The 14,516-nt window shown below is 60.3% G+C and carries 15 protein-coding genes; 12 read left to right on the top strand and 3 right to left on the bottom strand.

The window, feature by feature from the left end; genetic code table 11:
* Positions 1-4: 4 nt before the first annotated feature.
* Positions 5-1,408 carry a hypothetical protein gene (locus tag GM658_RS04780; RefSeq protein WP_155452869.1) on the bottom strand — a complete coding sequence of 468 codons (1,404 nt, stop codon included), beginning with the start codon at positions 1,406-1,408 and terminating at the stop codon, positions 5-7.
* Between the two features lie 232 nt (positions 1,409-1,640).
* Between GM658_RS04780 and GM658_RS04775 the strand changes: the two genes are divergently transcribed.
* From GM658_RS04775 to GM658_RS04755, 5 genes are read left to right on the top strand one after another with little or no spacing between them, the layout of a single operon-like run.
* The gene (locus tag GM658_RS04775) at positions 1,641-2,873 is read left to right on the top strand and encodes a 3-methyl-2-oxobutanoate dehydrogenase (2-methylpropanoyl-transferring) subunit alpha (RefSeq protein ID WP_155452868.1); all 1,233 of its coding nucleotides are present in this window, start codon (positions 1,641-1,643) and stop codon (positions 2,871-2,873) included.
* 28 nt (positions 2,874-2,901) lie between these two features.
* Positions 2,902-3,906: an alpha-ketoacid dehydrogenase subunit beta gene (locus tag GM658_RS04770; RefSeq protein ID WP_155452867.1), complete on the top strand. Its 1,005-nt coding sequence runs from the start codon at positions 2,902-2,904 to the stop codon at positions 3,904-3,906.
* Position 3,907: 1 nt separating this feature from the next.
* Positions 3,908-5,221, top strand: a complete 1,314-nt coding sequence (locus GM658_RS04765) for a dihydrolipoamide acetyltransferase family protein (protein ID WP_155452866.1) — start codon at positions 3,908-3,910, stop codon at positions 5,219-5,221.
* 3 nt (positions 5,222-5,224) lie between these two features.
* The gene (lpdA, locus tag GM658_RS04760; RefSeq protein ID WP_155452865.1) at positions 5,225-6,622 is read left to right on the top strand and encodes a dihydrolipoyl dehydrogenase; all 1,398 of its coding nucleotides are present in this window, start codon (positions 5,225-5,227) and stop codon (positions 6,620-6,622) included.
* 43 nt (positions 6,623-6,665) lie between these two features.
* Positions 6,666-7,181 (top strand): hypothetical protein, encoded by a 516-nt coding sequence (locus GM658_RS04755; RefSeq protein WP_155452864.1) that lies wholly within the window; start codon positions 6,666-6,668, stop codon positions 7,179-7,181.
* Positions 7,182-7,206: 25 nt separating this feature from the next.
* Here the strand turns inward: GM658_RS04755 and GM658_RS04750 are convergent, their stop codons facing one another.
* Positions 7,207-7,932, bottom strand: coding sequence for a hypothetical protein (locus GM658_RS04750; RefSeq protein WP_155452863.1), 726 nt, complete (start codon positions 7,930-7,932; stop codon positions 7,207-7,209).
* Positions 7,933-7,963: 31 nt separating this feature from the next.
* Here GM658_RS04750 and GM658_RS04745 point away from each other — a divergent pair, with 31 nt between their 5' ends.
* Both GM658_RS04745 and GM658_RS04740 read left to right on the top strand, forming a co-directional pair.
* A complete protein-coding gene (locus tag GM658_RS04745) occupies positions 7,964-8,803 on the top strand; it encodes a MipA/OmpV family protein (RefSeq protein WP_155452862.1) in 840 nt (279 codons plus the stop codon).
* A 98-nt stretch (positions 8,804-8,901) separates the two neighbouring features.
* Positions 8,902-9,402 carry a hemerythrin domain-containing protein gene (locus tag GM658_RS04740; RefSeq protein ID WP_155452861.1) on the top strand — a complete coding sequence of 167 codons (501 nt, stop codon included), beginning with the start codon at positions 8,902-8,904 and terminating at the stop codon, positions 9,400-9,402.
* 7 nt (positions 9,403-9,409) lie between these two features.
* Here GM658_RS04740 and GM658_RS04735 read toward each other — a convergent pair whose 3' ends face one another.
* Positions 9,410-10,327 carry a LysR family transcriptional regulator gene (locus GM658_RS04735; protein WP_155452860.1) on the bottom strand — a complete coding sequence of 306 codons (918 nt, stop codon included), beginning with the start codon at positions 10,325-10,327 and terminating at the stop codon, positions 9,410-9,412.
* Positions 10,328-10,462: 135 nt separating this feature from the next.
* Here GM658_RS04735 and GM658_RS04730 point away from each other — a divergent pair, with 135 nt between their 5' ends.
* From GM658_RS04730 to GM658_RS04710, 5 genes are read left to right on the top strand one after another with little or no spacing between them, the layout of a single operon-like run.
* Positions 10,463-11,161 carry a hydrolase gene (locus tag GM658_RS04730; protein ID WP_155452859.1) on the top strand — a complete coding sequence of 233 codons (699 nt, stop codon included), beginning with the start codon at positions 10,463-10,465 and terminating at the stop codon, positions 11,159-11,161.
* A 25-nt stretch (positions 11,162-11,186) separates the two neighbouring features.
* Complete coding sequence (locus GM658_RS04725) at positions 11,187-11,444, top strand: DUF1427 family protein (protein WP_155452858.1); 258 nt, start codon at positions 11,187-11,189, stop codon at positions 11,442-11,444.
* On the top strand, positions 11,441-13,333 hold the full coding sequence (locus tag GM658_RS04720) for an amidohydrolase (protein WP_155452857.1): 1,893 nt from the start codon (positions 11,441-11,443) through the stop codon (positions 13,331-13,333). The genes GM658_RS04725 and GM658_RS04720 overlap by 4 nt, the downstream gene beginning before the upstream one ends.
* 11 nt (positions 13,334-13,344) lie before the next feature.
* Entirely contained in the window at positions 13,345-13,797 is a 453-nt protein-coding gene (locus tag GM658_RS04715) for a DoxX family protein (protein ID WP_155452856.1), read from the top strand.
* A complete protein-coding gene (locus tag GM658_RS04710) occupies positions 13,794-14,501 on the top strand; it encodes a YoaK family protein (protein ID WP_155452855.1) in 708 nt (235 codons plus the stop codon). The genes GM658_RS04715 and GM658_RS04710 overlap by 4 nt, the downstream gene beginning before the upstream one ends.
* The last annotated feature ends 15 nt before the right edge of the window (positions 14,502-14,516 follow it).

Raw genomic sequence — 14,516 nt, 5'->3', positions numbered from 1 at the left:
GTCGTTAGAGTTGCTGCTTGCGTGCCACGATTTCCCCTGGCGAGCCGAGCAGGAATATATTGTCGTTCAGCGAGTCGTCGCCTTTACGGTGATCAAATGAAGTGAGCGACGGCAGCAAGTCATGTACGAACGACTGCTGGATCGGCGTGCCTTTCTCTGATTTCAGTTTTCCCAGCATGAATGTATACACGTGCTCTGACTGGCGCGCCATCTGTTCCATGCTGGCCTTGGCCAGCTTGCCATACTGGTAGTGAAGGGAGACCTTGCTGCCGGCGCCATCGTCAATGCGATGGTACTCATAATTCTGGGTTTGCGGCGTACCGTCGAAGAATGGGGGACCGGATTTGCCAATGGCCGTGTGGTACTCGGCACTCAGGTGCGACTGCTGGGATTGGCCAATACTGCGGTCGTCGTGGGACTGGCCATCAATCTTCGTCGTTTGCGAGACGTCGTAGGAAAAAGTGTCTTCCTGTTGCGGCTTGAGCGGATTGCTGGACTTGGGCGTCTGGGTGAGGGATGCGCTGAAGTCGGAGAGGCCGGTCAGCGTGGCATGGTCATCGGCGTTGAGTTGCCACCTGGCTGGCGTACGCAAAAGCTCGTCGCGGCTTTCCGCAGTGGCCGTCCGGTTCATATCGGAGAAGGCGTCCTTGAACATCGCCATCAATTTCTTGTCGCCATGGCCGCGCGCGAGCGCCTGGTCGAACTGGGCCAGGTAGTTGCTGATGGCTTTTGCCTGTTGCTGCCTCGTGCCCAAGTGGTCGACGGCGCTCGTGTCGACGTTCACTTCAGCCTTTCCGTCTGGCCCGCCAATACTCACTTTGCGCCCCACGTCGTCGATGTGGAAATCCAGGGTCTGGGAGACGGAGTCGGCGCCAGCCACTTGGGCGTGAAGGTCGACGGACTGCACGAATTTACTGTCAAACCGGGTCAGTGCGCCTAGCTTGACCTGCGGGGCCGAGCCCGCCATTCCATCAATGGCAGCCTGGAAGCCCTCGGCCAGTTCGGACAGGGCCTTGCGCTCATCTTCGTTCAACTCGGCGCTCGAGCTGACCTGGTAGATCATTTCGTCACCTGCGTTGGCCAGCGTAAGGTCGACTTTCGCGCCGCTCCGTGTCGTGATACTCAAGGCAAACTTGTTATCGAGCGCCGCCGGCAATTTGGCGTGATCCAGCGGGATGACAGCGCCGGCCCCCAATTGCTTGAGCATGTCCGCGCCCAGGTCCTGGTAGCGCTGGCTGGCCGTCATGGGCGCTGACGCGGCAGCGATGGCTTCGGGACTGAGGGTCACGATCGCTGAAGGCTGCAAGCCTGACGCTGCATCCAGCCTGGCGACGATCGGATTGACGGCTCTGGCAACGGGGTAGCGCGCCGCCGGCTGCCAATTTGAAAGGTTCGATATCGAGGTCATGCAGTGTTAACGGCATGCTATTAACGAAACTTTAATTACTGAACATCTGTTCCGCTTCATGAGAACGGAAAAGCGTGCTACGCTAGCGTTGCTTTTGAGGAAATGTTTTTTCGTGTCCGCTGTGCGAAACACAGCGGGCGGTTCCACAGTCCAGGCAGGCCGCAGCTACCCGCTCAAAGCCGCCCGGAATGACCACTCCTAGTGCGACACCATCGCACATGAAGGAATCTGAATGAGCAAGGGCGAACCACTTCGCCTGCACGTTCCCGAACCAACGGGGCGTCCAGGCTGTGCAACTGATTTTTCCTATCTCCGCTTGTCACCGGCGGGCGCCGTGCGCCGGCCCGAGGTTGACGTGGCCCCCATGGATACGCGCGACCTGGCGTACTCCCTGATCAGCGTGATCGATGCCGAGGGCAATGCCGTCGGCCCCTGGGTGCCGCATATCGACATCGAAGTCGTGCGCAAAGGCTTGCGCGCCATGATGAAGACCCGCATCTTCGACAGCCGGATGCTGATGGCGCAGCGCCAGAAGAAGATGTCGTTTTATATGCAGAGCCTGGGCGAGGAGGCGATCGGCACCGCGCAGGCGCTGGCGTTGAACGTGGACGATATGTGCTTCCCTACGTACCGCCAGCAAAGCATTCTTGTCGTGCGCGACTATCCGATGGTGGATATGATCTGCCAGCTGATGTCGAATGAGCGCGATCCGCTCAAGGGGCGGCAGCTGCCTGTCATGTACTCGGTGAAAAAGGCAGGCTTCTTCTCCATTTCCGGCAACCTCGCCACGCAATATATCCAGGCGGTCGGCTGGGGCATGGCGTCGGCGATCAAGGGCGATACCAAGATTGCCTCGGCCTGGATCGGCGACGGCGCCACCGCTGAAGCGGACTTCGACACCGCACTGACTTTCGCCCACGTCTACCGTGCGCCGGTCATCCTCAATGTCGTAAATAACCAGTGGGCCATCTCGACCTTCCAGGCCATCGCCGGCGGCGAGGACACGACCTTTGCCGCGCGCGGCGTTGGCTGCGGCATCGCGTCGCTGCGCGTTGACGGCAATGATTTCCTGGCCGTGTACGCGGCATCGCAATGGGCCGCAGAACGGGCGCGCCGTAACCTCGGGCCATGCCTGATTGAATGGGTAACCTATCGCGCGGGACCGCATTCGACGTCCGATGATCCATCGAAGTACCGCCCCGGCGACGACTGGACGCATTTCCCGCTCGGCGACCCGATCATGCGTCTGAAACAGTACCTGATCAAAGCCGGCGCATGGTCCGAACAGGAGCACGAGGAAACGCAGAAGCGGCTGGAGGCCGAAGTACTGGCAGCACAGAAGGAGGCCGAACAATACGGCACCATGGCCAGCGGCCATACCTTCAGCCCCGCCGAAATGTTCGACGGCATCTATAAAGAGCTGCCGGAACACTTGCGCGTGCAACGTCAGCAACTGGGGATCTGAGATGGCGGAAAACATAGTAAAGACATCCATGACCATGATCCAGGCGCTGCGTTCGGCGATGGACGTGATGATGGAGAAGGATGAAAACGTCGTGGTCTTCGGCCAGGACGTGGGCTATTTTGGCGGCGTTTTCCGCTGTACTGAAGGCCTGCAAAAGAAATACGGCAAGTCGCGCGTGTTCGATACGCCGATTTCCGAGGGCGGCATCGTTGGCGTGGCGATCGGCATGGGGGCGTATGGCCTGCGGCCTTGCATCGAAATCCAGTTTGCCGACTATATTTATCCGGCATATGACCAGATCGTGTCGGAAGCGGCAAGGCTGCGTTTCCGTTCGGCGGGAGACTTTACGGCGCCAATTGCCATCCGTACGCCATGCGGCGGCGGCATTTACGGCGGCCAGACCCACAGCCAAAGCCCGGAAGCCGTGTTCGCCCACGTGTGCGGCTTGCGCACGGTGATGCCGTCGAATCCTTACGACGCCAAAGGCCTGCTGATTTCTTCGATCGAATGCGACGATCCGGTGATCTTCCTCGAGCCTAAGCGCCTGTATAACGGTCCATTTGATGGCCACCACGACAAACCGGTGGTGCCATGGTCGCAGAATCCGATGGGGGAGGTGCCCGAAGGGTATTACACCGTTCCGCTGGACAAGGCGGCCATTTTCCGGCCCGGAAAACAGCTGACGGTGCTCGCTTACGGCACCATGGTGTGGGTGTGCGAGGCTGCGGCGCGCGAGACCGGCATCGACGCCGAGATCATTGACTTGCGCAGCCTGTGGCCGCTGGACCTGGAGACGATCGTCGAGTCGGTCAAGAAGACCGGCCGCTGCGTCGTGGTGCACGAGGCCACCCGTACCTGCGGCTTCGGCGCCGAGCTGGTCTCGCTGGTGCAGGAGCATTGCTTCTACCATCTGGAAGCGCCGATTGAACGTGTGACCGGGTGGGATACGCCTTACCCCCATGCACAGGAATGGGCGTATTTCCCAGGGCCGGCGCGCGTTGGCGCGGCGTTCAAACGTGCGGTGGAGGCATAAGATGGGTATTCACGTCATCAAGATGCCTGATATTGGCGAGGGCATTGCAGAAGTTGAGCTGGTCATGTGGCATGTCAAGGTGGGCGATGCCGTTACCGAGGACATGATCCTGGCCGACGTCATGACCGACAAGGCGACCATTGAAATTCCATCGCCGGTCCATGGCACCGTGGCCATGCTGGGCTGCGCAGCGGGGCAGGTGATGGCAGTCGGCGCCGACCTGATTCATATTGAGGTGGAGGGCGCGGGCAATTTGAAAGCGCAAGCCGCAGGATCGGCAGGCCTGGCGGCGACGCCGGCGCCACCACCGCTTCCGGCCGCGGCGCCCGCAGCATCGCCAGCCGCGCCGGCGGCCAAACCTGCGCCGGCTCCTGCACCAGCCGCGCCGTCGACTCACGCGTCGGCCTCTGCGCCAGCCCGCGTTGTGCGAGAACCGGGTCAACGTCCGCTCGCTTCGCCGGCCGTGCGCAAGCGTGCATGGGACATGGGGATTGAACTGCAGTTTGTGCACGGCACAGGCCCGGCAGGGCGCATCCTGAGTAATGACCTGGATTCCTACGCAGCGCGCGGCGTGCAAGGCGGGCCGTCTGCAACCGCCGGCGGTTACCGCGAGATTAACACCGAACAAGCCGTTCCATTGATCGGCCTGCGCCGCAAGATTGCGCAGAAAATGCAGGAATCAAAGCGCCGCATTCCGCACTTCTCCTACGTGGAGGAGGTGGACGTGACCGAACTTGAAAACCTGCGCGTACGCCTTAACGAGCAATGGGGCAAAGAGCGCGGAAAGCTCACCGTGCTGCCCCTGCTGGTGCGCGCGCTGGTGGTCGCGTTGCGCCAGTTCCCGCAGATGAACGCGCGCTTCGACGATGATGCTGGTGTTGTCACGCAATACGGCGCCGTCCATCTCGGCGTCGCGACACAGACCGATTCAGGCTTGATGGTGTCCGTGATGCGGCACGCAGAGGCTGTCGATATGTGGGCCTGCGCCGCAGAGATTGGGCGCCTGGCTGATGCTGCGCGTGCTGGCAAGGCCACGCGCGACGAACTGTCTGGTTCTACGATCACCATCTCCAGCCTGGGACCCTTGGGCGGCATTGTGACCACGCCCGTGATCAACCATCCGGAAGTGGCCATCATCGGCGTCAACAAGATCGTGGAGCGGCCGATGGTGCGCAACGGCACGGTGGTGATCCGCAAGATGATGAACCTGTCGTCTTCCTTCGACCACCGGGTGGTTGACGGAATGGACGCCGCCCGATTCGTGCAGGCCATCCGTGGTTTGCTTGAATGCCCAGCCATGCTCTTTGTGGAGTAATCAATGAATCAACACACCACTACGCTGCTGGTGATCGGCGGCGGTCCCGGCGGCTATATCGCGGCCATCCGCGCCGGCCAGCTGGGCATTCCGACAACGCTGGTCGAAGCCGGCGAACTGGGCGGCACTTGCCTGAATGTCGGCTGCATACCATCGAAGGCCCTGATCCATGCGGCTGAAGAATTTGAAAAGGCAAGCCATTTCGCGAGCGGCTCGGCGCTTGGTATTTCGGTGCAGGCGCCGCGCATCGACATCGGCCAGACCGTGCTGTGGAAAGATGGCATTGTCGGGCGCCTGACCGGTGGCGTGGCTGCGCTTCTTAAGAAAAGCGGTGTGCGCGTCGTCAAAGGCTGGGCCAATATCGTCGATGGCAAGACTGTCGAAGTGCTACGGGACGGCGAAAGCCCGCAGCGCATCGGTTGTGAACACCTGCTGCTGGCCACAGGCTCACACGCTACCGAGCTGTCTTTCATGCCATTCGGCGGAAAAGTAATCAGTGCAACCGAAGCGCTGTCGCCGAAGACGGTGCCGGGCAAAATGGTCGTGGTAGGTGCGGGTTATATCGGCCTGGAACTTGGCATTACTTACGCCAAGCTGGGCGCGCAAGTCCATGTGGTGGAAACGCAAGACCGTATCCTGCCAGCCTACGATGCCGAATTGACCCGACCTGTGGCGAATGCACTCAAGGGCCTGGGCGTGGAAACCCACCTCGGCTGCTCGGTGCTGGGATTGGACGAGAAAGGCGGCGCCGTGCGTATCCGGAATGCCACCGGCGAAGAGTCGGTTTTGGCGGCGGACCAGGTCCTGGTCGCCGTTGGGCGGCGCCCAAGCACGCGCGGCTTTGGCCTGGAAAAACTGCGTATCGACATGGACGGCCACTTCATCAAGGTCGACGACCAGTGCCGCACTTCCATGCGCGACGTGTGGGCCATCGGCGATGTGACCGGCGAGCCAATGCTGGCACATCGCGCCATGGCGCAAGGCGAAATGGTCGCTGAAATCATCAGCGGCAAACGGCGTCATTTCAGCCCTGCAGCTATTGCGGCGGTGTGCTTCACCGATCCGGAAGTCGTCGTGGTCGGCGCCACGCCGCAGTCGGCGCGCGCACAAGGAATCGATTGCATTGAAGCCTTATTCCCGTTTGCCGCCAACGGGCGCGCCATGTCGCTCGAATCGAAAGACGGTTTCGTGCGGGTGGTAGCGCGCCGCGACAATCACCTGATCGTGGGCTGGCAGGCTGTAGGCAAAGCAGTGTCGGAGCTATCCGCCGCATTTGCCCAGTCCATCGAAATGGGAGCGACGCTCGAAGACGTGGCAGGCACGATCCACGCCCACCCAACCTTGGGCGAAGCAATTCAGGAGGCAGCACTGCGTGCCTTGGGTCATGCGCTCCATATTTGATGCTTCAGCGGCACGCGCTTCGGTTTGCAGGCTCATTGTGAGCATGGCGACAATGATTGGCGCCAGCCACGCGTTCGCGGCGACAGAAGGCGCAACGGCCTCGAAGAAGATTCACTACCGCGGCGGCCTGGTAGTTTTCGCCATCCCGGAGCCTTGGATCGAGGAATACGAACCGGAAGGCGGCGGTATCTTTTATCAGCCAGGCGAGGATACTGCTACGCTCAGGTTGAATGTCATCACTGCGACGCGGCCATCGTCGTCCGGGGCGCTATCCGGCAAGCAGGTACTGTCGAGCATTGGATACCCTGCGTCGGAAATACTCTCAAACGGTAATGCAATTTCCAAAGGCATCAGGCGGGGGACTGAACGTGGTACCCCGATCACTATTTTCTGGTGGCACTTGGTTAACGTGGTCAGCCCACAGCAAGTCCGAGTCGCAACTTTTACTTACACGGTATTCAGTTCATCGGAACGTTCCGCTTCAACCATCGCAGAGCTTTCCTTTGTCGAAGACTCAGTGCGCAGCGCTGATTTCACGCCGGACGGCGGCAAACATTAAGCCAATCGGCGTGCCCCGCTGTTCCTTACTGGAGCTTGGCCAATTCGGCTATCACGTCGAAGTCGCAGCGGATGTGCTTCTTCTCGGCGCCGCACACCGTCGCATCGAAAAGGGGCAACAGCCGTTTGCCTGCCTTCACTGATTCCAGCGAGCGCGCGATGCCATTGCTGACGCAAGCATCGCTTGGCGATGAAGCGGGAAGTGCGGCGGCGTTGAATTCAAAATGGCCGACGGCATGGATTTTCTTGAATCCAGGCTGTGGCGCATCCGAAACAACCATCTTATCGATTTGAACCTTGAGCTTGGCCTCAGGATCATTCTCAACGGGTGAAAATTGCTGGCTATACGTGCCGGCGTTGTAGCCCTTGAGCAGGTCGCGCTCCGTGGTCCGGGTGTTATAAAACGGGAGCGTCTCGAATTCGTAAGCGCCGGTCCGCATTGGCAAATGCATCAAGGAGGAGGAAACCTCGTGCACTTTGCCCGCATGCCCGACATTCAGGCTCAGGCCGAAGCCATTGATGGTATCCCCCTCGATGCCAAACGCGGCTACCCCTACATCCGGCGCACCTGTTCCGGAAAGTTTGAGGTCGCCGGTCTGGCAACTCATGGTATTGCCGTCGGCCGGCGCAGCAGCTTGCTGGTCACAGGCAGCAAGGAAGAGCAGGATGGGCAAGAGGGCAGCGCGCGTCATAGTGTCCGGTCGAACAAAAAATGCCATTTTGCCATTGTTGCGCTTGGCTGTATCATGCATGGCTCATTTTGTCGTTTATGGAGCATTCAGCATGCAACAGCGCTTTTGGGCCGGCATTGCAATGTCGGCCTTGATGATCTCGGCCAACGCCCAGCAGGTAACGGCGGCTCCGGCCCCCGATTTGCCGTTATGGGAGCTCGGCTTGTTCGGCGGCGCCGCGTCGACACCGGCATATCCGGGCGCCGCTGACCGTTCCTCGCGTGGGCTGGTACTGCCGATGTTTATCTATCGCGGAAAGGTGCTACGCGCGGATCGCTCCGGGGTGAGCGCCCGATTGTTCGACAGCGAACGTGTCGACCTCGATCTTGGCTTTGCACTGTCGCTCCCGGCCCGTTCCAATGACGTGGAAGCGCGCTCAGGCATGCCGAACCTGCACTCGCTGCTGGAATTCGGGCCGCGCCTGAAGATCTTGCTGACCGAGCCGAAGGCGCCCAACCGGGTTCGGTTCGAATTGCCCCTCCGCACGCCGTTTGAATTAGGAAATGGATTCAAGCGCCAGGGCCTCGTCTTTGAGCCCCGCGTGGTATTCGAAACCCAGGCCAGCGACCAGAAATGGCAGGCCGATGCCAACCTCGGCGTAGTCTTCGGCAATGCACGCCTCAACCAGTATTTCTACGAAGTCGCACCGCAATACGCGACCGCCTCCCGCCCCGTTTATGAAGCAAAGGGCGGCCTGATGATGACGCGCGTTGGCGTGAGCTTGTCCCACCGGTTGACGCCGGATTGGCGGATCTTTGGCTTTACGCGCTATGAAAACTACACGCATGCCGCAAACCGGGAGAGCCCGCTGTTCCGCCAGAATAGCGGGCTTTCGCTAGGCATCGGCTTTACCTGGACTGGGTACCGCTCACAAGCGAGGGCGTGGGACTAAAAATGTCACGGCTCTTCAGCGCGCGCGTGAGGGGGCGCACATACATTGCTTGACGGCTCAAGGCATCCTTGTAACGCACTCAACCCAAGGAGGAAGTCATGGATGCAATCAAGCTACTCAAGCAGGACCACACCAATGTCAAAGCACTGTTCCAGCAGTACGAAGAGATGGGTGATCGCGCGTTCGCCGGGAAAAAGAAACTCGCGGACCGCATTTGCCTTGAGCTGACTAAACATGCGGTCATTGAAGAGGAAATTTTCTATCCAGCGCTGCGCGAAGCATCGAAGGAGAGCGAGGACCAGCTGGATGAAGCCTCAGTCGAACACGCATCGCTCAAGGCATTGATCTGGCAAATCGGCCAGATGGATCCGCACGACGAGCTGTACGATGCGAAAGTGAAGGTACTTGGCGAATATGTCAACCATCACGTCAAGGAAGAAGAGGGCGAGCTATTCCCGCAAGCGCGCCAGTCGGATATGGATCTGGCGACGCTGGGCCGCGAGATGGAAGCAAGGAAGGAAGAGGTCGACTCTGTTCCGGGCGAAATGCCGATTCCTGCAGGAGCAAGGACGCCTGGGTCGGCAAGGGCCGTCAGGTAATCGTTTGTCACGCCGCATCGGCCCACGGTGCCTGGGTAAACCGCTGGGCGAGGAATTCGATCAGCGCCTGCACGCGTGCGGGCCGCCTGCGCCCAGGCGGAGTGACAATATGCAGCGCAATGGGCTCGGCTTCCCAGTCGTCCATGACGGTTTCCAGTGCGCCTGATTGCAGGTCCTGCCAGGCAAGGAATTCGGGCTGCAGCGCAAGGCCCAGGCCGGCCAGCAATGCCGGCCGCAAGGCGTCCGCATTGTTGACATGTAAGTCCGCAGGCATCGCCAGGCTGAATTCGCCGTGCCGCTGGTGGCTGAAACGCCATGTTGTGCCGTGGCGGGAGTAGGCGTATTGCAAGGCTTTGTGCTCAGCGAGGTCGCTCGGATGGCGCGGCCTGCCGTAGCGTTCGAAATAGGCTGGTGCGCCGACCAGCAGGATCCTGACGCGGCAGAGTCTTCGGGCAAGCAGGCTTGAATTGTCGAGGTTGGCGATCCGAAGCGCGAGGTCGAAGCGTTCGGCGACCAGGTCCACCAGTTTGTCGTTGAATTGCACGTCCAGCTTGACGTCCGGGTAAGCTTGCATGAATTCCGGCAAGATTGGCGCAAGCCGCGCAAGGCCGAAGGACATTGGCACTGTGAGCCGGATCAGGCCGCGCAGGGTATCGGACTGTTCAGATATCTCTGCTTCCACCGCTTCCCCTTCACCCAGGATACGCGTTGCCCGCTCCAGTGAGGCAAAGCCGGTCTCGGTCAGCGATAAGCGCCGTGAGGTGCGATGAAATAAGGTGACCCGAGTCCGCTCTTCCAGGCGGGATATAGCCTTGGAAACCGTCGCCTGCGACAAGGACAAGTCAGCGGCGGCGCGGGCAAAAGAGCCCGTCTCGGCGACTTTCGCGAAAATCGCCCAGGCTTCCAGGTCAGGTAGTTTCTTCATGAACGCATTATCACCCAACTTACCCAAGCAGAAATGGAAATGCTGACATTCCATTTGTTATCTTCCGGACAGTAATTGCTGCGCATAGACTGAAAATCCCCAAGTTTCAATTCTTAACCCAAAAGGGAGATTCCCATGTCCAGCAAATACACCGAAGTCCTGACGCCTTTGAACTGCCAGCTCATCTTTATTGACCAGCAGCCCCAGATGGCTTTCGGCGTCCAGTCTATCGACCGCCAGGCACTGAAGAACAATGTCGTGGCGCTGGCCAAAGCGGCCAAGGCATTCGGGATCCCGACCACGATCACCACCGTGGAGACTGAGGGCTTCTCCGGCCCGACTTATCCTGAATTGCTGGCGGTCTTTCCGCAGAATAAACTGCTGGAGCGTTCGTCGATGAACTCCTGGGATGACCAGAATGTGCGTGATGCGCTGGCAGCCAATGCCGCACAAGGCCGCAAGAAAATCGTGGTGTCAGGGCTGTGGACCGAGGTGTGCAACCTGGGCTTTGCGCTGTCCGCCATGCACGATACGGACTATGAGATCTATATGGTGGCCGACGCGTCGGGCGGCACGTCGCTTGATGCGCACAACTATGCCATGGACCGCATGGTGCAAGCCGGCGTGGTGCCGGCGACCTGGCAGCAGGTCATGCTGGAATGGCAGCGCGACTGGGCCCGCAAGGAAACCTATAACGCGGTGATGGACATCGTGCGTGAGCATTCCGGCGCGTATGGCATGGGCGTCGATTATGCATACACGATGGTGCATAAGGCTCCTGAGCGCGTGCAGCACGGTGACCGCATCGGCCCCAACCCAGCCAAAGCCAGGTAATTCTTCGTCCGGCGGGAGGCCTATCATGAAGATCTATGTTCTTTCGTTTGGGGCCGGACTTCTCGTCGGCATCATCTATAACTTGCTGAATGTCCGCTCGCCGGCGCCGCCGCTGGTGGCGCTTGTCGGATTACTTGGTATCCTGCTTGGCGAGCAGCTCATCCCGGTCGGCAAGCAGTTGTTGAATGGCGCCGCTTTCAAAACTGCCTGTACGTCGTGCCAAGCTACGGAGCACGTATTAGGCGAGCTCCCTGGCCGGAACACAAAGGAGAACATTCAATGACGAACGCTGTGCCCGACATTATTTTTCATAATGCGCAGATGACGACGCTCGATCGCGCTAATCCGGTGGCCAGCGCGGTCGCTATCAAGGATGGCCGGTTCGTAGCAGTGGGCGAGGATGCGGAAATCCTGGCCAAGGCCGGTTCGGGCACGCGGATCATTGACCTCAAACGCAGGCACGTCTTGCCCGGCTTGTTCGACAACCACACGCACGTCGTGCGCGGCGGCCTGAACTACAACATGGAGCTGCGCTGGGATGGCGTTCGTTCGCTGGCCGACGCCATGGACATGCTGAAGCGCCAGGTTGCCGTAACGCCGGCGCCGCAGTGGGTGCGTGTGGTCGGCGGCTTTACCGAGCACCAGTTCATGGAAAAGCGCTTGCCGAACATCGATGAAATCAATGCCATCGCGCCCGATACGCCGGTTTTCCTGCTGCACCTTTACGATCGGGCGCTGTTGAATGGCGCTGCCTTGCGTGCTGTCGGCTATACAAAGGACACGCCGGAACCGCCCGGCGGCCAGATCGTCCGCGATGGCAATGGCAATCCGACCGGGCTGCTGATTGCCAAACCCAATGCCACCATCCTCTATGCCACGCTGGCGAAGGGGCCGAAGCTTCCGCTGGAGTACCAGATGAACTCAACGCGCCATTTCATGCGTGAGCTTAATCGCCTGGGGGTGACCGGCGTGATCGACGCGGGCGGCGGCTTCCAGAATTATCCGGAAGACTATGATGTGATCCAGAAGCTGGCCGATGCGAAGCAGATTACCGTTCGTATGGCCTACAACCTGTTCACGCAAAAGCCCAGGCAGGAGAAAGAGGATTTCCTCAACTGGACATCCTCAGTCAAATACAAGCAGGGCGACGACTACTTCCGCCACAACGGCGCCGGCGAGATGCTCGTCTATTCGGCCGCCGACTTTGAGGACTTCCGCGTTGAACGTCCTGAAATGCCGCCGCAAATGGAGAATGACCTGGAGGAAGTTGTCCGCATACTGGTGCAGAACCGATGGCCATGGCGCATGCACGCAACCTATGACGAAACGATCTCGCGGGCACTGGACGTTTTCGAGAAGGTCGATCGTGAAGTGCCGATGGCCGGCATCAACTGGTTCTTCGATCACGCCGAGACGATTTCCGACAAGTCGATCGAGCGCATTGCGGCGCTGGGCGGCGGCATCGCAGTGCAGCATCGCATGGCGTACCAGGGGGAGTATTTCGTGTCGCGCTACGGTGCGCAGGCGGCAGAAGCGACGCCGCCGTTCAAACGGATTCTTGAAAGGGGCGTCAAGGTTTCTGCCGGAACAGATGCAACGCGTGTCGCATCGTATAACCCCTGGGTCTCGCTGTCCTGGATGGTCACTGGGAAGACCGTTGGCGGCACCAGCCTGTACCCACGCCGCGACCTGCTGGACCGCGAGGCCGCGCTGCGCATGTGGACGGAAAACGTGGCGTGGTTTTCGAATGAGGAGGGTAGGCGCGGGCGCATTGAGGCCGGCCATTTTGCTGATTTCATCATCCCAAGCAAAGACTATTTCAGCGTGCCGGAAGACGAGATTACTTTCCTGACTTCGCACCTGACGGTGGTGGGCGGCCGCATTGTGTTTGCCGACGGAGAATTCGCATCCTTGGACGACAACCCGCTGCCACCGGCAATGCCCGACTGGTCGCCGACCCGCACCTACAAAGGCTATGGTGCGTGGGGTGAACCAGGGAGGGCCGGCAAGAACTCCCTGCAACCAGTGCAGCGCCGTAGTGCGGCCGCCTGCGGCTGCGGTACGAGTTGCGGGCTGCATGGGCATGTCCACGCAAGCGCCTGGGGATCGCAGGTCCCGGCTTCCGACCTCAAGGGCTTTTTCGGCGCCCTTGGATGTTCGTGCTGGATGTAAGGGGAGGGTCCATGAAAAGCGCAGGCTCAGGGTTGCAGGGCCGCCTGGCGGCGACAGTCGGCGGGAACACCTCCTTGCGATGGATCGCATACCTGGGCTTGTGCGCGGCCTACCTGCAGGGTGGCCTGGTCAAGCTCTTTGATTTTCCATCGGCCATCGGCGAGATGACGCATTTTGGGCTGGCGCCAGCACCTTTATTCGCGGTGGGCGTGATCGTGCTCGAACTGGGCGCCTCGGTCATGATATTGGCGGGCCGCTTGAGATGGCTTGGGGCAGTCGTCCTTGGCGCCTTCACTTTGCTGGCTACGGCGATCGCCCTGCGCTTCTGGGAGCTGCCGCCAGGGCATGAGCGCTTCATGGCGGCGAACTCCTTCTTTGAACATCTGGGTTTGGTGGGCGGGTTCCTGCTGGTCGCCTGGCAGGACTTGCGCGAAAAACTGCCTCTCGAACGGAGACAATCATGACGGCGAACGCTCCGCGCGACCCGCTGGTCATCCTGCTTTACACATTGACTGTCACGACAGGTTTGATCGATGCGGTCAGCGTGCTTGGCCTGGGCCGCGTCTTTACGGCAAACATGACTGGCAACATCGTGTTCATGGGATTCGCGGTTGGCGGCGCCCCGGGGTTCTCGATTCCGCGCTGTCTTGTGGCGGTGGCGAGTTTTCTCTTTGGGGCGGCAATCGCCGGCCGCCTTGGCAAGGCCATGGAGAATGCACCGCGCAGGCGCTGGCTTTCCATCATCGCTGGCATCGAGGCCGGGCTGTTCTTCGTCTCTGCCCTGATCGCTGCGGGCTACGACATCAAGAGCCTGGAGCCGGCCGTCCATCTCTATGCGATGATCGTCATGACCGGTATCGCAATGGGGCTGCGAAATGCCACGGTCCGGCGCTTGTCGGTCGCTGACCTGACGGCCACGGTACTGACACTGACCCTGACTGGGATCGCTGCGGATTCGTCGATTGCCGGTGGCGCCAATCCAAGATGGGGGCGGCGCGTTGCAGCGGTCGTCCTGATGTTCCTCGGCGCAGCTCTTGGCGCTGCACTTGTCCTCTCGGCAGGTTTGGCTGCGCCGCTCTGGCTTACCGGCGTGGCGGTGCTCCTTGCCACTTTCCTCTATACCCGGCACCCAGACTCACAATTGAGCCAGAAACAGGCCCAGGCCTGAGTTCTCCTGTCGCAG

Source organism: Massilia eburnea, assembly GCF_009720745.1.
Lineage (GTDB): Bacteria > Pseudomonadota > Gammaproteobacteria > Burkholderiales > Burkholderiaceae_D > Rugamonas > Rugamonas eburnea.
This window is presented reverse-complemented; position numbering and strand designations above follow the sequence as displayed.